Genomic DNA, 19,898 nt, shown 5'->3' with positions numbered 1-19,898 from the left:
AGGGACGACATGAACGACGCACTGACCTGGGTGCTCGACCTCGTGCAGAGCGTCGACCCGGTCCTCCGGACGCTGCTGGCCGGCCTCGGCATCCTGCTCGAGACCTCGATCCTCATCGGGCTCATCGTCCCGGGCGACACGATCGTGCTCGTCGCCAGCACGGGCGTCGCCAATCCGGTCGAGTACATCGCCCTGGTCGTCGTGGTGGTCGTCGGGGCGCTGTGCGGCGAATCCCTGGGCTTCGCGCTCGGGCGCTGGTTCGGCCCCCGCATCCGCAGCAGCGGCCTCGGCCGCCGCATCGGCACACGCAACTTCGACCGGGCGGAGGCGTACCTGGCGCGTCGCGGCGGGATCGCCGTCTTCCTGTCGCGGTTCCTGCCAGTGCTGCACTCGCTCATCCCGCTCACGGTGGGCATGAGCCCGATGCGGTACCGCACCTTCATGGCCTGGACGATCCCGGCGTGCGTGCTCTGGGCCTTCGCATACGTGAGCGTCGGATCGGCGGCGGCCGGCGGCTACCGCGAACTGTCGCGGGAGCTCCACTGGGCCGGATACGCGTTCGTCGCTGTCATCGCCCTCTTCGTCGTGGCGGTCTTCGTCGTCAAGAAAGTGCTCGGCCGGCGCGAGGGCCGGCACATGGAAGCGGCGGCCCGGGAACCCGAGCCGCCGCTTGATGGTGCTGACCGATCCGCTACTTGATCGGGTGGTCCTGCAGCCACTTCTTGGCGACCGCATCCGGCTGGGTCTTGCTCGACCCCTGGTTCTCGCCGTTCATGTCGATGAGGTCGGCGGTGGTGAGTTCCTTCGACACCTTGTTCAGGACCTCCTTCACCTTGTCCGACGCCTTGGAGCTGTTGATCAGCGGCACGATGTTCTGCGCGGCGATCAGGCTCTTCGGGTCCTTGAGGGTGACGAAGCCGTTGTCCTTGATGGCCGGGGTCGTCGTGTAGATGTCGGCCAGTTGGACATCGCCGTTCTTGAGGGCGGCGACGGTCAGCGGTCCGCCGGAGTCGCTGATCGGCTTGAGCGTCGCGGTGACGCCGTACGCCGACTTCAGGCCGGGGATGCCGTACGGGCGGGTCGCGAACTCCGGGTTCGCGCCGACGGTCAGCGGGTCGGTGACCTTCTTGAGGTCATCGAGGCTGGTGACGCCCCACTTCTCGGAGAACTCCTTGGTGACGTTGTACGAGTCGGCGTCCTGCGCCTCGGACTGGTCGAGCACCTCGAAGCCCTTCGGCAGGGCGTCGTTGAGCCCGGCGTAGACGTCGTCGCTCGAGGTCGCGGTGCTGTTCTTGTCGTAGAACTGGAGCAGGTTGCCGCTGTACTCGGGGATGAGGTCGATGGAGCCGTCCTGCAGCGCCTTCAGGTAGACGTCGCGCTGGCCGATGCTCGGCTTGTATGCGACCTTCACGCCGTTGGCCTCGAGCGCCTGGCCGTAGATCTGCATGAGGATCTCGGACTCGCCGAACGCGGCCGAGCCGACCGTGACGGTGTCGCTGGAGGACGAGGCGGAGTCGCTGCTGAACGCGCCGCCACCGGACGAGCACGCGCTGAGCGCAAGGAGCGCCCCGGCGGCGAGCACGCCGGCTGCGAGGCGGCTCTTCTTCGATGCGAACATGATCTCTCTTCTCTCGGTGTGTTTCTCTTCGTGTGCGGGATGAAAAGTCTTGGTCAGGCGGCCGAGGCGCTCTCCGGAGCGACGCGGGCGGTGTGTCGCGTGTCGCCCTCCGCCGAGTCGCGGACCCGGCCGGCCAGGACGCCGCGCGGCACGACGAGCCGCTGGGTGAGGGCGAACAGGCCGTCGGACACCAGGGCGAGCGCCACGACGATGATCGAGCCGCCGAGCATCTCGGGATAGTTCTGCACGGCGATGCCGTCGAACAGGAACCGGCCGAGACCGCCCACCGGCAGGATGGCCGCGACCGTCCACGTCGCGATCACCTGCAGCGCTCCGGATCGGATGCCGCCGATCACCAGAGGGAGCGCCAGCGGCAGCTCCACCTTGGTGAACACCTGCCAGCCGGTCATCCCGATGGCGCGGGCGGCGTCGATCGGCGCGCGGTCGACCGATTCGAGTCCGGAGTACGCCCCCGCCAGGATCGGCGGGATGGCGAGGATCGTCAACGCGATCAGCGGCGGAACGATCGTCAGGTTCGTGGTGATCAGCGCCAGGTAGATGACGAGTCCGAGCGTCGGGAGGGCGCGCAGTGCTCCCGAGACGCCGACCGCCAGGCCGCGGAACCGCCCGGTGTGCCCGATCGCGAAGCCGATGGGCAGGGCGATCGCCGCGGCGAGCAGCAGCGTCAGGAGGGAGTACAGGATGTGCTCGCCGAGGCGGGCGGGGATGCCGCTGGCACCGGCCCAGTTCGCCGGGTCGAAGATCCACCCGAAGGCGGCGACGATATCGGTCATGCGCCGGTCACCGCCTTCATCGCCGCGCGACGGCTGAGGCGGGCCGCGCGGCGGTCGGCGCGCGTCCAGGGCAGCAGCAGGCGGCCGAGACCGACCAGGATCAGGTCGAACACCAGCGCGAGGATCATGATCGCGACGATGCCGACGACCGCCTCTTCCGGGTAGTAGCGGTTGAGGCTGTCGGTGAACAGGAAGCCCAGGTTCGGCACGCCGAGCAGGGCGCCGACGCTCACCAGACTGACCGTGCTGACCGACACCACCCGGAGCCCGGCCAGGAGCACCGGACCGGCGAGCGGGAGCTCCACCGACCAGAACCGGCGCCAGCCCGAGAATCCGACCGCGGTCGCGGACTGCAGAACGTCACCCGGGACGGACCCGAGCGCATCCGCCGTCGTCCGGACCATGAGCGCCAGCGCGTAGATGCTCAGCGCCACCACCACGTTGAGCGGCGACAGGATCTGCGTGCCGATCAGCGCGGGCATGGCGAAGAACAGCGGAAGCGACGGGATGGCGTAGAGGATGCCGCCGATCGTCAGCAGCACGCCACGGCTCAGCCGGTAGCGGTTGGCGACCCAGCCGATCGGCAGCGACACGACCAGACCGACGACGATCGGGATTGCGCTCAGCCACACGTGGGAGACCGTGAGATTCCAGACCTGGCCGAAGTTCGACCACAAGAAGCTCACGACGCGTCCTCACCCTGCGCCGGAGCACCCGCGACCGGAACGGTCGCGGCCTTTGCCTCGAAGGTGCCGGCACCGCCACGTGGCGAACCGGAGAGGACGCCCGCTGCGCGGCCGTCGCTGTCGACGAGCACCGAACCGGTCGGCGTCTCCTCGACGTGCAGCGCCCGGCGACCGCGGTCGGCCCCGACGAACGACGCGACGAACTCGTCGGCCGGGTCGGCCAGGATCTCGGCCGGGGTGCCCTTCTGGGCGACGATGCCGCCCTTCCGGAAGATGACGACCTGGTCGCCGAGCTTGAACGCCTCGTCGATGTCGTGCGTCACGAACACCACGGTCTTGTCCAGGTCGCGCTGCAGGCGGAGCAGCTCGTTCTGCAGATCGTCGCGCACGATCGGGTCGACCGCGCCGAACGGCTCGTCCATCAGCAGGATGTTCGGGTCGACCGCGAGCCCGCGGGCGACGCCGACGCGCTGCTGCTGGCCGCCGGAGAGCTGGCTGGGATACCGGTCGGCGAGTGAGCGCTCGAGACCGACGGTGTCCATCAGCTCGAGGGCGCGCTCGCGCGCATCCTTCTTCTTCACGCCCTTGAGCAGCGGGACGGTGGCGATGTTGTCGACGACCTTGCGGTGCGGCAGGAGGCCGGAGTTCTGCATCACGTAGCCGATCGACCGGCGCAGGGCGACGGGCTTCAGGGACAGCACGTCCTCGCCGTCGATCTCGACCTGCCCGGAGGTCGGGTCGACCATCCGGTTGATCATCCGGAGGATCGTGGTCTTGCCGCTCCCGGAGGAGCCGACGAGCACGGTGATCTTGCGGGACGGGATGACCAGGGAGAAATGGTCGACGGCGAGCGTCCCGTCCGGGAAGCGCTTCGTCACGTCGCCGAACTCGATCACGAGCGCGCTCCCGTCGCCGGGGTCGCTGCGAAGTCGGAGTCGCGGGATGCGGGGGCTGATGCTGCCATCTCAACCAGCCAAACAGCGTCCGGCCGTTTGCGCAATGGAATGCGTCGAATTGTGGCATTCAGGGTCGGTCGCACTGCCGGCCCCCCTTCTGTCGGTGTCACGGCCGTTCGGCTCGCGCGCTCCTTGTTCGGAGCACTCGTCCGTGTGGATGGCAACCTGCCACCGACCACCGACATTCCCGCGGGAGCGGATCACCGGATCCGTGTCTGCGGGCGTTCCCCGCGTCAGGACTCGGGGCCGAAGCGCCGCTCCAGGTACTCGCGGGCAACGGTCCTGGCCTCGGCGATGTACCGCTCGTCGCCGTTCGGGTCCTCCACGAAAGCCCGCGTGATCAGGGAGTCCATGATCTCGACGACGACCTGGAGCCGGAAGGACAGGTCGTCGCCGGCCGGCAGGCCGTACTCGTCGGCGAGGATCTGGGCGAACTGGTGGGCGAAACCGGTGTCCTGGACGACTTCGTCGTCGCCTGCACCGGAACGCTCGGCGCCCGAGAAGCGGATGATGCGGAAGCCGCGCTCGGTGCGGAACATCTCGACGAACGCGTCGATGGCGCACTCGACGGCGTTCCACCAGTGTTCGGGCGACTGAGCGTCGATCGCCTCGACCACGGAGCGGCGGTAGCGGAGAAGAGCCCGGTCGCGCAGCGCCTGCAGCAGCACGATGCGGTCGGGGAAATAGCGGTAGACGGTCCCGATGGACGCGCCGGCCCGTTCGGCCACCATGGCGGTGGTGAGTCGATCGAAGCCGATCTCGTCGACCACTTCGGCGGCGGCGTCCAGGAGGGCGTCGATGCGCGCGGCGCTGCGCTCCTGGATCGGCTCCGTGCGCACGAGCGGCGCTCCGACGGTGTTCTGGCCGGCGACCAGATCGTTGATGGGCACGAGGGCGGCTCCTTCTTTCTCTCGAACAAGGTGGTGGTGCGGGTCCCCAGCCCGGCGACGCTATCACCGTCGCACTAACGGGATCATATTCGTGGAAACCTCACTTCCGCTGGGCATTACCCTTCGACGCGCCGCAGAAAAGTCCCCCAGATCTGGGGGATGCATTCGTGTGCACGTTCACTCCATGAGAAAATAGCTCAGATGCCCTCCCCCGAATCGCGCCCCGAGCACGTCTCCGGCGACTCCGTCGTCCGTCGCGGCGCAGCGGTCGAGCCGATCATGCACCGCGCCGCCCGCATCGAGGATGCCTTCCACGAGTTCCGCGCCCGCCGGGCTCGCAAGCGCGGATTCCTGGCGACCGTCGTGCCGTACACCGGCTACGGCGCGCCGACCTGGGTGCGCATCCTCGGCCGGGTCGTGCTCGCGAAGGACCCGCGACCGGGGAGCCGTGCCGAACGCCTGCACCGCAAGCGCGAGGAGTCGGTCCGCGGCTGGCGCTCGTTCGTCAGCGTCCCGCTCGCACAGACGACGGTGACCGTCGAGGTCGAGGGCGACCGGCACGAGGTCGTCACCGACCGCGGCGGCGTCATCGACACGGTCATCCCCGTCCACCTCACTCCCGGCTGGCACACCGTCACGCTGTCGACCGCGGAGTCGGCCCGCGTCTTCGAGGCGCCGGTGTTCATCGTCGATCCGAAGGCGACCTTCGGCATCATCTCCGACGTCGACGACACGGTGATGGTCACCGCGCTCCCCCGCCCGCTGCTCGCCGCCTGGAACACCTTCGTGCTGGACGAGCACGCGCGCGTGCCGACGCCGGGCATGGCGGTCCTGCTCGAGCGGCTGGCGTCCTCTCACCCCGGTGCGCCCGTGATCTACCTCTCCACGGGGGCCTGGAACGTCGCGCCGACGCTCACGCGCTTCCTGAACCGCAACCTGTTCCCCGCCGGCCCACTGCTTCTGACGGACTGGGGCCCCACCCACGACCGCTGGTTCCGCAGCGGGCGGGAGCACAAGCGCACCAGCCTCGCCCGCCTGGCCGAGGAGTTCCCCGGCCTCCGGTGGCTGCTCATCGGCGACGACGGTCAGCACGACGAAGATCTCTACGGCGAATTCACCACCGAGCACCCGGAGAACGTCGCCGCCGTTGCCATCCGCCAGCTGTCGAGCGGCGAGGCGGTGCTCGCCGGCGGCCGGTCCAAGGCGGACAAGCACGCGGAGCTGTCCGGCACGCCGTGGGTGTACTCGCCCGACGGCGCCGGTCTCAGCGAGCAGCTGACCGAGCTCGGCCTCCTGCGCTAGGCGCTCCCGGGCCTGCGGCCATTCGCGCGCGTCGGCGGTCCCTGGCATGCTGGCTGCCATGCCCGCCCGCCGCTCCGACCTGCTCCGCCTCCGCCGGCTCGCCCAGGCGATCGACGGGCCGCGCGAACCCGACCCCGCTTCCGTGGCCCGGCGGCTGCTCGCGCTCCAGGGCCAGGACTTCGCCGCCGGCTGCTGGGCGCTCGCGCTGCGGACGACCGGCGCCACCCAGAGCGACGTCCTCGCCGCGCTCGACGCCGGACTCGTGATCCGCTCCTGGCCCATGCGCGGCACCCTGCACTTCGTCCCGCCGGAGGACCTGCGCTGGATGCTCTCGGTGACCACCGACCGCATCGTGGCCGGTCTCGCGCGGCGCCAGCAGCAGCTCGAGCTCACCGCCGCGGACTTCGCCCGCGCCGCCGACGTCGTCACGGCAGCGCTCACCGGCGGAGGAAGCATCGGCCGCGCCGAGCTGATGCAATTGTGGGAGGGCGCAGGGCTGACGACGACAGGGCAGCGCGGCTACCACCTGATCTACTTCCTCGCCCAGACCGGCCTGCTCTGCTGGGGTCCCGTCGTCCGCTCCGCCAACGGCAATCCGACGCAGGCGCTGGTGCTGCTCGACGAGTGGGCTCCCCCGCCTCCCGCCCTCGAACCGGACGAGGCGGCTGCGCGCTTCCTCCTCCGGTACCTGGAGGGCCACGGTCCGGCCACCGTCAAGGACTTCGTGTGGTGGACGAAGGGGACGGTCGCGCTCGCGAAGACGGCGCGTTCCGTGCTCGGGGACGCGCTGACCACACTCGAGGTCGACGGTGTGGAGTACCTGCTGACGGCGGAGCTGGCCGACCGCGCCGTCTCCGCACCGCCGACACGCTCCGAGAAGGACGCCGTGCACCTCCTGCCCGCCTTCGACGAATACCTGCTCGGCTACCAGGACCGCACGCCCATCCTCGACGACGAGCACTGGGAGCTGATCGTTCCCGGCAACAACGGCATCTTCCAGCCGATCATCGTGGCCGCCGGCCGGGTCGTCGGAACCTGGCGACGCGAGGGCGGCCGGGTGACGCCCCAGCCGTTCTCGTCGCTGAGCGCCGCCCGCGAGACGCAGCTGCAGCGGTCCGCGCGGGCGTACGCGACGTACGCCGCCGGGTAGCGTTGAGGGGTGGCACGCACCAGATCGTCCGGACGCCGGCTCCCGGCGGGGATCGCCCTCCCCGCCACCATCCGCACCTCGACGCGCGCGCCCTTCCTGCAGGTGGTGAAGACGGCTGTCGCGATGATCCTGGCCTGGACGGTCGCGAGCATCTTCGTGCACGGCGAGCTGCCGGTCTTCGCGACCATCGCCGCGCTGCTCGTCGTCCAGCCGAGCGTCAACCAGTCCGTCGGGCGCGCGATCGAGCGCTCGATCGGTGTGATCGTCGGGGTCGTGATCGCCTACCTCATCGGTCTGGCGTTCGGGACGAACAGCTGGATCGTGCTGCTCGCGGTCGTCGTCTCCGTGCTCCTCGCCTGGGCGCTCCGCCTGACGCCGGGTACGGCCAACCAGGTGCCCATCACCGCGATGCTGGTGCTCGCGATCGGCGCTTCCGACCCGCAGTACGCGCTCGCCCGGATCGTGGAGACGGTGATCGGCGCGGTGATCGGCGTCGTCGTCAACGTCGCCGTCGTCCCGCCGGTGCTGACGGCACCGGCACGCCAGGCGGTCATCGCGCTCGGCCGTGAGATCGCATCCACCCTGGACCGGCTCGCCACCGCGCTGACCACGGAGCAGACGCGCGCCGAGCTGGATGCGCTCCTCATCGAAGCGCGCCTGCTGCGCCCGATGGAGACCAAGGCGCAGGCGGCGCTGATCGCGGCCGACGAGAGCCTGTCGCTGAACCCGCGACAGCGCAAGCACCGGGTGTTCCTGCAGCACGACCAGGAGCTCTTCGATCGGCTGCGACCGCTGATCAACCGCACGCTCGGGATGACGCGCGCCTACCACGACCACTACGACGACAGCCTGGCGGGCGAGCCGACCATCCACGCGATCGCCGAGGAGCTGCACAGGGCCGCCCACGACCTCCGGTTGCTGGCGCGCGACCCGGACGAGCCGATCGTCGAGCCGGGGACCGAGACGGCGGGCATCCCCGTGCTCACGGCGCCGCTGACGGTCGCGACGCCGGACCCCCGGCACTGGGTGCTGATCGGCTCGCTCGTGGAGGACCTCCGCCGCATCCACGTCGAGATCGCCGGCGACGACGCGTCGACCGGCTGACCCGATGCGACGCGGCGCGGTTCGGCGTCGGGAGCCGAGGGACCCGGCGGGAGCCGCGACGCAGCGCGCTACGCCGTGAGCTCGGCCACGGCCTCCGCGACGGGCAGCGTGCGGCGGTCGCCGGTGCGGCGGTTCCACAGCTCGACCTCGCCGTCAGCGGCCCCGCGGCCGACGACCAGCACCCGCGGGACGCCGATCAGCTCGGCATCGCCGAACTTCACGCCCGGCGACACCTTCGGCCGGTCGTCGTAGAGCACGTCGAGACGGGCGTCCTCCAGCTGCGCGATGACCTCCTCCGCCAGGTCGTAGGCGACCTGGTCACGGCCGGTGGCGACCACGTGCACATCGAACGGCGAGACCGACTCCGGCCACACCAGGCCGCGCTCGTCGTTGTTCTCCTCCGCGATGATCGCGAGGATGCGCGTCACGCCGATGCCGTACGAGCCCATGGTGACCGTGACGAGCTTGCCGTTCTCGTCGAGCACCTTGAGGCCGAGCGCCTCCGCGTACTTGCGGCCGAGCTGGAAGACGTGGCCGATCTCCATGCCGCGGGCGAGCTCGACGGGGCCGGAGCCGTCCGGCGCGGGATCGCCCGCCTTGACCTCGGCGGCCTCGACGACGCCGTCCCAGCCGAAGTCGCGGCCCGCGACGAGCCCGAAGACGTGCTTTCCGTCGATGTTCGCACCGGTGATCCAGCCGGAGCCGTCCACCACGCGCGGGTCGACGACGTAGCGGATGCCGGTCGCGGACTCCTCGCCCAGAACGGCGCCCTCGGGCGACCAGGGGCCGATGTAGCCCTTGACGAGGCCGGGGTGCCTGGCGAAGTCCTCGTCCGTCGCGGCCTCGACCTCGGCGGGCGCGAAGGCGACCTCCGCACGCTTCATGTCGACCTCGCGGTCGCCGGGCAGCCCGACGACCACCAGGTCGCGCGTTCCGTCGAGGTGCGTCAGGGCGAGCACGACGTTCTTGAGCGTGTCGGCGGCCGTCCACGAGCGGCCGTCCGGCCGGGGGTGCTTCTCGTTGGCCAGCTCGACGAGCGACTGGATGGTGGGCGTGCCCGGGGTGTCGAGCACCTCCTGGGGCGTCAGCTTCTCGTAGGAGCGGGTGGGAGGCGCCAGCGTGGTGAACGCCTCGACGTTGGCCGCGTAGCCGCCGGGCGAGCGCACGAACGTGTCTTCGCCGACCACCGTCGGGTGCAGGAACTCCTCCGACCGCGAGCCGCCCATGGCGCCGGCGTCGGCCTGGACGATCACATACGACAGCCCGAGCCGCGTGAAGATGCGCTCGTAGGCGTCGCGCTGCGCCATGTAGCTCGTGTCGAGGCCCGCGTCGGTGTAGTCGAACGAGTAGGCGTCCTTCATCGTGAACTCGCGCCCGCGCAGCAGGCCGGCCCGCGGACGTGCCTCGTCGCGGTACTTGTCCTGGATCTGGAAGATCGTCAGCGGGAGGTCTTTGTACGACGAGTACAGGTCTTTCACGAGCAGCGTGAAGACCTCTTCGTGCGTCGGAGCGAGCAGATAGTCGGCGTCCTTGCGGTCTTTGAGCCGGAAGATGCCGTCGCCGTACTCCTCCCACCGGCCCGTCGCCTCGTAGGGCTCGCGGGGCAGCAGCGCGGGGAAGTGCACCTCGTGCGCCCCGGCGGCCGCCATCTCCTCGCGGATGATGCGCTCGATCTTCTCCTTCACGCGCAGCCCCAGCGGCAGCCACGCGAAGATCCCCGGCGCCTGACGGCGGATGTATCCGGCGCGGACCAGCAGGCGGTGGCTGGTGACCTCGGCGTCGGAGGGGTCTTCACGGAGGGTGCGGAGGAAGTAGTTGCTCAAGCGTGTAGGCACCGTTCCATGTTAGAGGGCGGGCGACGGGGCGCACGCCGGTGGCCGGCGCCTGGGGAGAGTCCGCTCAGGTGTGCAGCTGTGGACGGATCCGTCCCGTCGGGCGCGGAGGCTAGGGTGGCGGCATGCCCGACCGCCGGACCCGCGTCGTCGATTCCGCTTCCGCCGCTCCCCTCGCCGCCTCGCTCGCGGCGTTCCGGCACGAGCTCGGCCTGCCGGACGCCTTCCCCGAGCCGGTCGAAGCCGAGGCGCGTTCCGCCGCCGCCGCGCATCCCCTGCCGGACGCGGATCTGACCGATGTGCCGTTCCTCACCATCGATCCCGCCGGGTCCACCGACCTCGACCAGGCCCTGCATCTCGCACGCACCCCCGGCGGCTTCCGGGTGCTCTACGCGATCGCCGACGTCCCCTCCCTCGTCCGTCCGGACGGCGCAGTGGACACGGAGGCGCGGCACCGCGGGCAGACCCTGTACGCGCCGGACGGCCGCGTCCCGCTGCACCCGGCGGCGATCGGCGAGGACGCGGGGTCGCTGCTCCCCGACGTCGTGCGCGGCGCGTTCGTCTGGGACATCGCGCTCGACGGGCGCGGACACGCGACAGCGGCGCAGGTGTCGCGCGCCCGCATCCGGTCGCGTCGTCAGTGGAGCTACGAGGAGGCGCAGGCCGCGATCGACGACGGTTCCGCGCCGCAGGAGCTCGCCCTGCTAAGCGAGGTCGGCCCCCTCCGGATCGCCTGCGAACGAGAGCGCGGAGGCGCGAGTCTCAACACTCCGGACGAGGAGATCGTCTTCCGCGACGGGGCCTACACGCTGCAGCGCCGTGCCACGCTGCCGGTCGAGGAGTGGAACGCGCAGCTCTCGCTGCTCACCGGCATGGCGGCGGGCTCCCTGATGCTTGAGGCCGGGGTCGGCATCCTGCGCACGATGCCCGCGCCATCGCCGGACGCGTTCGCCGCGTTCCGGACGCAGACCGCCGCGCTCGGCCTGCCGTGGGCGGAGGGGGTGCCGTACGGCGAGTACCTCCATTCCCTCAATCGTGCCGAGCCTCGCGCGGCCGCGGTGCTGCAGGCCGCGACGGCGCTGTTCCGCGGGGCGGGCTACGTCGTCCTCGACGGCGAACCGCCCGCCGACCCGCAGCAGTCCGCCATAGCCGCCCCATACGCCCACGTCACGGCTCCCCTCCGCCGGCTCGTCGACCGCTGGGGGCTCGTCATCTGCGAGGCACTCTGCGCCGGGCTGCCGGTGCCGGAGTGGGCGCGGTCGTCACTCGGCGAGCTGCCGTCGATCATGGGGGCGTCGAACCGGCTCGCCGCACAGCTGGACTCCGGGGCCGTCGACCGCGTCGAGGCGGCGCTCCTCAGCTCGCGCATCGGCGCCGTCCTCGACGCGACGGTGCTCGCCGTGCGCAACGGAACCGTCCTCGTTCAGCTCGACGACCCGGCCGTCACCGCTTCCGTCCCCCGCTGGGACGGCGTGACCCCGGGTGACCGCGTGCGGCTGCGCGTCACGGCCGCCGACATCCCCACCGGGAAGGTCGGCTTCGAGCCGGCGGACGCGACGCCGTCCTCCGCGGCTCCGCCGCTCAGTGCGCGCCGACGCTGACCGTCGGCTCGCCCGAGGGGCGGTCCTCCATCTCCTCGGCGAGGCGGTTCGCCTCCTCGATGAGCGTCGCGACGATCTCCGACTCGGGGACGGTCTTGATGACCTCGCCCTTGACGAAGATCTGGCCCTTGCCGTTGCCGCTGGCGACGCCGAGGTCGGCCTCTCGGGCCTCGCCCGGGCCGTTCACGACGCAGCCCATGACCGCCACGCGGAGCGGAACGCTCATGCCCTGCAGACCCTCGGTGACGCTGTCGGCGAGCGAGTACACGTCGACCTGGGCGCGGCCGCAGCTCGGGCAGGAGACGATCTCGAGCTTGCGCTCGCGCAGGTTCAGCGACTGCAGGATCTGCAGGCCCACCTTGACCTCTTCGGCCGGAGGAGCGGACAGCGAGACGCGGATCGTGTCGCCGATGCCCTCGCCGAGCAGGATGCCGAACGCGGTCGCCGACTTGATGGTGCCCTGGAACGCCGGGCCGGCCTCGGTCACGCCGAGGTGGAGCGGCCAGTCACCGCGCTCGGCGAGCATCCGGTACGCCTTCACCATCACGATGGGGTCGTTGTGCTTGACCGAGATCTTGAAGTCGTGGAAGTCGTGCTCTTCGAAGAGACTCGCCTCCCAGACGGCCGACTCGACGAGAGCCTCCGGGGTCGCCTTCCCGTACTTCTCGAGCAGGCGGCGGTCGAGCGAGCCGGCGTTGACGCCGATGCGCAACGAGACGCCCGCGGCCTTCGCGCGGCGGGCGATCTCGCCCACCTGGTCGTCGAACTTGCGGATGTTGCCGGGGTTCACGCGGACGGCCGCGCACCCGGCGTCGATGGCCGCATAGACGTAGTTCGGCTGGAAGTGGATGTCGGCGATGACCGGGATCTGGCTCTTCTTGGCGATGATCGGCAGTGCCTCGGCGTCGTCGCGGCTCGGGACGGCGACACGGACGATGTCGCAGCCGGACGCCGTGAGCTCGGCGATCTGCTGCAGGGTGGCGTTGATGTTGGTCGTCGGCGTCGTCGTCATCGACTGGACGCTGATCGGGGCGTCGCCGCCGACCAGCACTTTGCCGACACGGATCTGACGGGACTTGCGACGGGGTGCGAGGGTTTCGGGGACCTTGGGCATCCCCAGATTGATTGCTGCCACGCGCTCAATCCTACGCGGCAGGGTGAGAGCCGGCTGGACGTCAGCCGAAGAGGTTGACGGGCTTGACGATGTCCGCGTACATCAGCAGCACACTCATCCCGCCGAGCACGATGACGACCGCGAAGGTGAGCGGCATGAGCTTGGCCATGTCGACCGGACCGGGGTCGCGGCGACGGAACAGCTTCGCGACGGTGCGCCGCAGACCCTCCCAGAGGGCTCCCGCGATGTGACCGCCGTCGAGCGGAAGCAGCGGCACGAGGTTGAAGACGAACAGGGCGATGTTGAGGGAGGCCAGCATCCCGATCATCGTGTAGACCTTGTCGACCACCGGGACGCCGTCGAGCGCCGTCAGCTCCCCCGCCGCACGGCCGATGCCGACGACGCTGATGGGACCGTTCGGGTCGCGCTCCGCAGAGCCGAAGGCGGCGTTCCAGACGTCGACCATGCGCTGCGGGAGGTGGAGGAAGACGTTGAACACGGCGCCGGTCTGGGCTCCGACCGCCGGGAGCACGGCCGTGATCGGCTGCGGCACGAGCTTCGCCACGGGTCCGATGCCGACGAACCCGACCTTCAGCGTCTCGATGCCGCCCGCCGCATCCTTCACGACGGCGCCATTCGCATCCGTCTTGGCCACCGTGTTCACGACCGGTGTGATCTGCACCGTGCGCTCCTCGCCGTCGCGGCTGAGCACGACGGTGAGGGTGCGGCCGGCGGACGTGCGGATGATCGCCGTGGACTGGTCCCAACTGCTGATCTTCCGACCGTCGATGCTGACGATCGTGTCGCCGGGCTTCAGACCGGCAGCCGCCGCCGGACCCTGCGGCGCGCCGTCCGGGCAGGTCTTGGCGGTGCTCGACGCCGGCAGCACGCACTGGCTCACCGTCGCGACCGTCGTCGAGCTCTGCGGCGCGCCGAAGCCCATCAGGAGCACACCGAACAAGACCACGCCGATGAGGAGGTTCATGAACGGGCCGCCGAACATGATGACGATGCGCTTCCACACCGGCAGCCGGTAGAAGGTGCGCTCCTCCTCGCCCACGGCGACCGTCTCGGAGCTGGCGACACGGGCGTCCTGAACCATCTGCTGCATGAATCCGGTGGTGGCATTGCGCCCGCGGCCGCCCTCCTTCCCCGGAGGGAACATCCCGATCATCGAGATGTAGCCGCCGAGCGGGATGGCCTTCACGCCGTATTCCGTCTCGCCGCGGCGGAACGAGAAGAGCGTCTTGCCGAATCCGATCATGTACTGCGTCACCTTGACGCCGAAGAGCTTGGCCGGAACCAGGTGCCCGATCTCGTGCAGCGCGATCGACAGAGCGACGCCGATCAGAATGATGACGACGCCCAGGACGAAGAGGAGCACGGAATCCACGACCTCAGGCTAGCGGCGGCCGCCTTGGAACAGGCCGCGAGCCGCCTCGGTGACGGCTATGACCGCGCGGCGATCAGCGCGTCGGCCTTGGTCCGCGCCCAGCGCTCCGTCTCGACCAGCGACTCGCGGGTGAGCTCCCCCGACGGCACGTGCGCATCGACGACGCGCTCCACGGTGCCCACGATGTCGAGATAGCCGATCGCGCCGGCGTGGAACGCGGCGACCGCCTGCTCGTTGGCGGCGTTGAAGACGGCGGGATAGGTCCCGCCCTGCAGCCCGACCCGCTTCGCCAGCGACACGGCGGGGAACGCCTCGTCGTCGAGCGGCTCGAACGTCCAGGTGTGCGCCGAGGTCCAGTCGAGCGGGGCTCCCACGTCGGGAACACGGTCGGGCCAGCCGAGACCGAGCGAGATCGGAAGCCGCATGTCGGGCGGCGACGCCTGCGCGATCGTCGACCCGTCGACGAACTCGACCATCGAGTGGATGACGGACTGCGGGTGCACCGTCACGTCGATCCGGTCGTAGGGCACGTCGAACAGCAGGTGCGCCTCGATCACCTCCAGGCCCTTGTTGACGAGGGTGGATGAGTTGGTCGTCACGACGAGCCCCATGTCCCAGGTGGGATGCGCGAGCGCCTGCTGCGGGGTCACATCGCGCAAGGACTCCCGCGAGCGACCGCGGAACGGGCCGCCGGACGCCGTGAGCACGAGCCGCCGCACTTCGTCGCGGGTGCCGGAGCGGAGCGCCTGCGCGATCGCGGAGTGCTCGGAGTCCACCGGGACGATCTGGCCGGGCGCGGCCGCGCGCTTGACCAGTCCCCCGCCGACGATCAGCGACTCCTTGTTCGCCAGGGCCAGCGTCGCGCCAACCTCGAGCGCCGCCAGGGTGGGTCCCAGTCCGACGGACCCGGTGATGCCGTTCAGGACCACATCCGCCTCCACCGAGCGCACCAGCAGCTCGGAGTCGTCGGCGCCCAGGGCGGTGTCGACCACGCCGAAGCGCTCCGCCTGCGCAGCCAGCTCGTCCGCATTGCGCCCGGCGCTCAGCCCGACGACGCGGAACCGGTCCGGGTTCGCCGCGACGACGTCGAGCGCCTGCGTTCCGATGGAGCCCGTGGACCCGAGGATGATGACTCTGCGCACGAGGGACATCGTACGCACGGTGCGGCCGGCGGGCTGCGCGCGTCCCGGTCAGCCGCCTCCGTGCGAGAACGGAGGACGCACGCCACGGGCACGGCCCGAGGCTCCTCCATTCGCCGCCCGCGACCGGCGTGTCGGCTCGATCCGCCTCCCTTTGCAGCCTCGGGGAGAACGGATACGCCTCCCCCGTTCCGCAGCGTCCGCCGGACGCCGCCGGACTCAGCCGAGCCGGCCGAGCGCCTCCTCGAGCACCGTCGCGGCGTCGTCGATGAGCTCCTCGCTGATCACGACCGACGGGAGCAGGCGGAGCACGCTGTCCCAGCTGCCCGCGTCGAGCGGGATGACGCCGTTGCGGGTCGCGTGGCCGAGCACCGCGGCGAGGGCTTCCGGGTTGGGCTTCTTCGTCCCCGGCACCACCAGCTCGATGCCGAACATGGCGCCCTTGCCGCGCACCTCGCCGACGACCGGGAAGCGGTCGGCCCAGTCCCCGATCCGCGACCACAGGGCCTTCTCGACACGCCGCGCCTCGGCGAGGAGGTCCTCGTCCTCGAACGCCTGGAACACCGCGAGGGCGGCAGCGGTCGACACCGGGTTGCCGCCGAAGGTGCCGCCGATCCCGCCGGGCTGGACGGCATCCATGATCTCGGCACGGCCGGTCACCGCTGCCAGCGGGAAACCGCCGGCGATGCCCTTCGCGCTGGTCACGAGGTCCGGCACGACGCCGTGGTGCTCGATCGAGTACCACGTGCCGGTGCGGCCGATCCCTGCCTGGATCTCGTCGGCGACGAAAACGATGCCGTTCTCGGCGCAGAACTCGGCCAGGCGCGCGAAGTAGCCGGGCGCCGGGATGATGATGCCGCCGTCGCCCTGGATGGGCTCGACGAACAGGGCGGCCAGCTCCGTCGCACCGATGTGGGTGCGGATGTAGTCGATCGTGCGCTCCGCGGCCTCCTCGCCCGTCATCCCCTCGGGGTCGCGGAACGGGTAGCTGATCGGGAGGCTGTAGATCTCGCCGGGGAACGGCCCCATGCCCGCGCGCTCCGGCCAGGGTCGGTACGTCATCGCCATGGTCAGGTTGGTGCGGCCGTGGAAGGCGTGGTCGAGCGTCGCGATGGCGCGACGGCCCGTGTACTTGCGCGCGATCTTGACGGCGTTCTCGACCGCCTCCGCACCCGAGTTGACGAGGATGCTGTGCTTCTCGAAGTCGCCCGGCGTGATCTCGGCCAGCTTCTCGGCGACGGCGACGTAGTTCTCGTAGGGCGTGACCGTGAAGAGCGTGTGGGTCAGCTTGGCGGCCTGCTCTGCGGCGGCCGCGGCGACGGCGGGATGCGCGTGGCCGATCGTGGTCACGCCGATCCCGCACCCGAGGTCGATGAGCCGGTTGCCGTCGACGTCCACCAGGATCGCGCCGGACCCGGACTCCATGTAGATGTTCGCCAGCGTTCCGGCGCCGCGGCTGACCGCGGCGACCCGGCGCTGCTGCAGTTCGACCGAGCGCGGGCCGGGCAGCTCGGTGACGAGATGACGGGACTGGGGCACGGAGAATTCGCGGGTCATGTCCTCCATCGTAGGTGGCGCATCCAGCACTCCCATGACCGGCTGTCAGCTTCGACGGAGGCGGATAGGGCAGGATGGACGACCGTGCGTACCTCTCTCAAGGCCCTGACCGCCACCGCGACGGCGGCCCTGCTCGTCTCCGGGCTCGCCGCGTGCAGCTCCGGTTCACCGGCGCCGACATCGACGCCCGCCGCCAACGCCTGCCAGAACCTGAAGTCCGGCGACGCGTCGAAGTCTGTGAAGGTGACGGGCGACTTCCGCGCGACGCCGAACGTGACCATCCCCTCGCCGCTCAAGGCGACCGACATGGAACGCACCGTCGTGATCACCGGCAAGGGCGCCGAGGCGAAGGGAGGGTCGAGCGTCGACATCGCGCTCGCCGCCTACAACGGCACCACCGGCAAGGAGCTCACCGCCGCGCAGGGCTTCGACGGGACCGCCCCCGCGACGATCCAGGTCGACGACAAGGCATACGTCCCCGGCCTCGTTCGCGCGGTCGAGTGCCTCCATGTCGGATCGCGGGTCGTCCTGACCTCCCCGGCGAAGGCCGCCTTCGGCAACACCGACCTCTCCAAGCTCAGCCTCACCGACAAGGACAGCGTCGTGTTCGTGGCGGACGTCGTCGACCTGCCGCCGACGCGCGCGAACGGCAAAGCCGTCGCACCGACCGAGGGCTTCCCGACCGTCAAGCTGAACGCCAAGACCGGCGAGCCGGACATCACCATCCCGAAGGCGGACCCGCCGACGGAGACCAAGGTCGCAGTGCTCAAGCAGGGCGACGGTGAGACGGTGCAGCCGGGCGACACGGTCACCGTGCAGTACAAGGGCGTGCTGTGGAAGAACGGCAAGATGTTCGACTCCAGCTGGAGCCGCGGCGCACCCGCCACCTTCCAGACGACCGGCGTCGTCGCGGGCTTCAAGAAGGCGCTCGAAGGCCAGAAGGTCGGCTCGCAGGTCATCGCGATCGTCCCGCCGGCCGACGGGTACGGCGCGCAGGGATCCGGCGAGATCACCGCGACCGACACCATGGTGTTCGTCGTCGACATCCTGAAGACCACCCGCTAGGACGACCATGCGGCTCCCCCGCCTGCGTGTGATCGCCGCGGCCTCCGCCGCCGCGGTGGCGCTCGCGCTGGTGCCCGCTGTCGCGGTCGCCGAGCCGCCGACGCCGTTCTATCCGGGCTACATCATCAGCGACGACAGCTTCTACAACCCGGATGCGATGACGGCCGGGCAGATCCAGACGTTCCTCGAAGACCGCACCTGCCGCCCGAAGGACGACTCGCCCTGCCTGTCGGACTTCCGGATGGACGCGCCCGCGCAGAAGGCCTCGGAGGACCGGTGCACGGCCATGCCGGCGCGCGCGAACGAGCGGGCGAGCAGCATCATCGCGCGGGTGGCGAAAGCGTGCACGATCAGCCCGCGGGTGCTGCTCGTGCTGCTGCAGAAGGAGCAGTCCCTGCTCACCGCGCCCAGCGCGTCCGGCTACCAGAAGGCCACCGGGTACGGCTGCCCCGACACCGCCGACTGCGACGCGCGCTACTTCGGATTCTTCAACCAGGTCTACCGGGCCGCCTGGCAGTTCCGCGAGTACACCGTGCATCCGGGCGACTGGCGTTACAAGGTGGGCGGAAACCGCATCCAGTACCACCCGGACGCGACGTGCGGCGCCGGCAGCGTCAGCATCCTCAACCAGGCCACGGCCAACCTGTACAACTACACGCCGTACCAGCCGAATGCGCAGACGCTGAAGACCTCGTTCGGCGGCGACGGCGGAGCGTGCGCGGCCTATGGCAACCTCAACTTCTCGCGCATCTACACCTCGTGGTTCGGCACCCCGCTGGCCGTGCGGTACACGGGGTTCGTCGAGGGCTGCCTGATCTACACCGCGGGTTTCGGCTGCCCCGAGAAGAACCCGATCATGCCGTGACCGGGACGCGGTCGGCGAGGACGGCCGATACATGCCTGCGCCGGCATGCGGCCGCACTTAACCTCGAGAGGTGAGCATCGACGATCCGGACGACGGTGCCGCCGAGGTGAAGAGGCCCGGCGCGCTGTACTTCCTCGGCCGCGTCCTGATGGCACCCTTCCTGAAGCTGGTGTACCGGCCGCGGGTGATCGGCAAGCGCAACGTCCCCAAGCACGGAGCGGTGATCCTCGCCAGCAACCATCTGTCGTTCATCGACTCGGTCGTGATCCCGATGACGGCGCCTCGGCGGGTGCAGTTCCTCGCGAAGTCCAGCTACTTCGAGGGCACCGGTCTGAAGGGACGGGTCTCCCGCGCCTTCTTCACCGCGATCGGCGCCGTCGGCGTGAAGCGCGGCGCCGGCGCCGCCGCCCAGGAGGCCCTGGACCAGTCCCGCAAGATCATCGAGACGGGTGCCGCGTTCGCGCTGTACCCGGAGGGCACCCGGTCGCTCGACGGCCGGCTCTATCGCGGCCGCACCGGGATCGGCTGGCTGGCGCTGACCACCGGCGCCGTCGTCGTCCCGGTCGGGCTGATCGGCACCGACCAGATGCAGCCGGTCGGGGCGCGCTTCCCGAAGCCGCACCGCATCACGGTCACGTTCGGCACGCCCATCGACCTGTCGCACTTCGGTCCGGCCGAGTCGGGGCGCGCCCGGCGCCAGGCGACGGATGCGATCATGGCGGCCATCCACGACCTCACGGGGCAGGAGCTGGCCAACGCGTACAACGAGGCGCCTCCCGCGAACACCGTCGAGCGGGTCAAGCGCGCGCTGCGGCCCGAGCGCCTCTAGCGT

The 19,898-nt window shown here is 70.4% G+C and carries 18 protein-coding genes; 8 read left to right on the top strand and 10 right to left on the bottom strand.

Annotated features, from left to right (window positions below):
- The first annotated feature begins 9 nt into the window (after positions 1-9).
- Positions 10-699 (top strand): DedA family protein, encoded by a 690-nt coding sequence (locus tag BJ963_RS04730; protein WP_179454957.1) that lies wholly within the window; start codon positions 10-12, stop codon positions 697-699.
- Here the strand turns inward: BJ963_RS04730 and BJ963_RS04725 are convergent.
- The 5 genes from BJ963_RS04725 to BJ963_RS04705 all read right to left on the bottom strand — a co-directional run bounded on the left by BJ963_RS04725 (position 692) and on the right by BJ963_RS04705 (position 4,944).
- A complete protein-coding gene (locus tag BJ963_RS04725; protein ID WP_089911200.1) occupies positions 692-1,618 on the bottom strand; it encodes an ABC transporter substrate-binding protein in 927 nt (308 codons plus the stop codon). The genes BJ963_RS04730 and BJ963_RS04725 overlap by 8 nt on opposite strands.
- A gap of 53 nt (positions 1,619-1,671) precedes the next feature.
- A complete protein-coding gene (locus BJ963_RS04720; protein WP_089911203.1) occupies positions 1,672-2,412 on the bottom strand; it encodes an ABC transporter permease in 741 nt (246 codons plus the stop codon).
- On the bottom strand, positions 2,409-3,098 hold the full coding sequence (locus BJ963_RS04715) for an ABC transporter permease (protein WP_089911206.1): 690 nt from the start codon (positions 3,096-3,098) through the stop codon (positions 2,409-2,411). The genes BJ963_RS04720 and BJ963_RS04715 overlap by 4 nt, the downstream gene beginning before the upstream one ends.
- Positions 3,095-3,994, bottom strand: a complete 900-nt coding sequence (locus tag BJ963_RS04710; RefSeq protein WP_179454955.1) for an ATP-binding cassette domain-containing protein — start codon at positions 3,992-3,994, stop codon at positions 3,095-3,097. The genes BJ963_RS04715 and BJ963_RS04710 overlap by 4 nt, the downstream gene beginning before the upstream one ends.
- A gap of 293 nt (positions 3,995-4,287) precedes the next feature.
- Positions 4,288-4,944 carry a TetR family transcriptional regulator gene (locus tag BJ963_RS04705; RefSeq protein ID WP_179454953.1) on the bottom strand — a complete coding sequence of 219 codons (657 nt, stop codon included), beginning with the start codon at positions 4,942-4,944 and terminating at the stop codon, positions 4,288-4,290.
- A 201-nt stretch (positions 4,945-5,145) separates the two neighbouring features.
- Between BJ963_RS04705 and BJ963_RS04700 the strand changes: the two genes are divergently transcribed.
- The 3 genes from BJ963_RS04700 to BJ963_RS04690 are packed head-to-tail and all read left to right on the top strand — an operon-like array spanning position 5,146 to position 8,500.
- Complete coding sequence (locus BJ963_RS04700; protein WP_089911216.1) at positions 5,146-6,246, top strand: App1 family protein phosphatidate phosphatase; 1,101 nt, start codon at positions 5,146-5,148, stop codon at positions 6,244-6,246.
- A gap of 58 nt (positions 6,247-6,304) precedes the next feature.
- On the top strand, positions 6,305-7,396 hold the full coding sequence (locus BJ963_RS04695) for a winged helix DNA-binding domain-containing protein (protein WP_179454951.1): 1,092 nt from the start codon (positions 6,305-6,307) through the stop codon (positions 7,394-7,396).
- A 9-nt stretch (positions 7,397-7,405) separates the two neighbouring features.
- Positions 7,406-8,500 carry an aromatic acid exporter family protein gene (locus tag BJ963_RS04690; RefSeq protein ID WP_179454949.1) on the top strand — a complete coding sequence of 365 codons (1,095 nt, stop codon included), beginning with the start codon at positions 7,406-7,408 and terminating at the stop codon, positions 8,498-8,500.
- Positions 8,501-8,568: 68 nt separating this feature from the next.
- On the opposite strand, the gene BJ963_RS04685 is transcribed toward BJ963_RS04690, so the two are convergent.
- Positions 8,569-10,335: a proline--tRNA ligase gene (locus BJ963_RS04685; protein WP_172824189.1), complete on the bottom strand. Its 1,767-nt coding sequence runs from the start codon at positions 10,333-10,335 to the stop codon at positions 8,569-8,571.
- Positions 10,336-10,457: 122 nt separating this feature from the next.
- On the opposite strand from BJ963_RS04685, the gene BJ963_RS04680 reads away from it, so the two are divergent.
- Positions 10,458-11,933 (top strand): RNB domain-containing ribonuclease, encoded by a 1,476-nt coding sequence (locus BJ963_RS04680; protein WP_179454947.1) that lies wholly within the window; start codon positions 10,458-10,460, stop codon positions 11,931-11,933.
- On the opposite strand, the gene ispG is transcribed toward BJ963_RS04680, so the two are convergent.
- From ispG to BJ963_RS04660, 4 genes are all read right to left on the bottom strand, one after another.
- Positions 11,914-13,047 (bottom strand): flavodoxin-dependent (E)-4-hydroxy-3-methylbut-2-enyl-diphosphate synthase, encoded by a 1,134-nt coding sequence (gene ispG / locus BJ963_RS04675; RefSeq protein ID WP_089911230.1) that lies wholly within the window; start codon positions 13,045-13,047, stop codon positions 11,914-11,916. The two genes, BJ963_RS04680 and ispG, sit on opposite strands and share 20 nt — an antisense overlap.
- Before the next feature lie 61 nt (positions 13,048-13,108).
- Positions 13,109-14,431, bottom strand: a complete 1,323-nt coding sequence (locus tag BJ963_RS04670) for a site-2 protease family protein (RefSeq protein ID WP_179458027.1) — start codon at positions 14,429-14,431, stop codon at positions 13,109-13,111.
- 65 nt (positions 14,432-14,496) lie between these two features.
- Positions 14,497-15,591, bottom strand: a complete 1,095-nt coding sequence (locus tag BJ963_RS04665; protein WP_179454945.1) for a 1-deoxy-D-xylulose-5-phosphate reductoisomerase — start codon at positions 15,589-15,591, stop codon at positions 14,497-14,499.
- 207 nt (positions 15,592-15,798) lie between these two features.
- Positions 15,799-17,145 (bottom strand): aminotransferase class III-fold pyridoxal phosphate-dependent enzyme, encoded by a 1,347-nt coding sequence (locus tag BJ963_RS04660; protein ID WP_179454943.1) that lies wholly within the window; start codon positions 17,143-17,145, stop codon positions 15,799-15,801.
- Between the two features lie 75 nt (positions 17,146-17,220).
- On the opposite strand from BJ963_RS04660, the gene BJ963_RS04655 reads away from it, so the two are divergent.
- From BJ963_RS04655 to BJ963_RS04645, 3 genes are all read left to right on the top strand, one after another.
- Positions 17,221-18,201: an FKBP-type peptidyl-prolyl cis-trans isomerase gene (locus BJ963_RS04655; protein WP_179454941.1), complete on the top strand. Its 981-nt coding sequence runs from the start codon at positions 17,221-17,223 to the stop codon at positions 18,199-18,201.
- 7 nt (positions 18,202-18,208) lie between these two features.
- The gene (locus tag BJ963_RS04650) at positions 18,209-19,066 is read left to right on the top strand and encodes a hypothetical protein (protein ID WP_179454939.1); all 858 of its coding nucleotides are present in this window, start codon (positions 18,209-18,211) and stop codon (positions 19,064-19,066) included.
- Between the two features lie 70 nt (positions 19,067-19,136).
- A complete protein-coding gene (locus BJ963_RS04645) occupies positions 19,137-19,895 on the top strand; it encodes a 1-acyl-sn-glycerol-3-phosphate acyltransferase (RefSeq protein WP_179454937.1) in 759 nt (252 codons plus the stop codon).
- Positions 19,896-19,898 lie beyond the last annotated feature (3 nt).

The sequence above is a fragment of the Leifsonia soli genome, from assembly GCF_013408745.1.
Taxonomy (GTDB): domain Bacteria; phylum Actinomycetota; class Actinomycetes; order Actinomycetales; family Microbacteriaceae; genus Leifsonia; species Leifsonia soli.
Note: the sequence above shows the minus strand (reverse complement) of the source record. Positions and strands in the feature narration are given on the sequence as shown.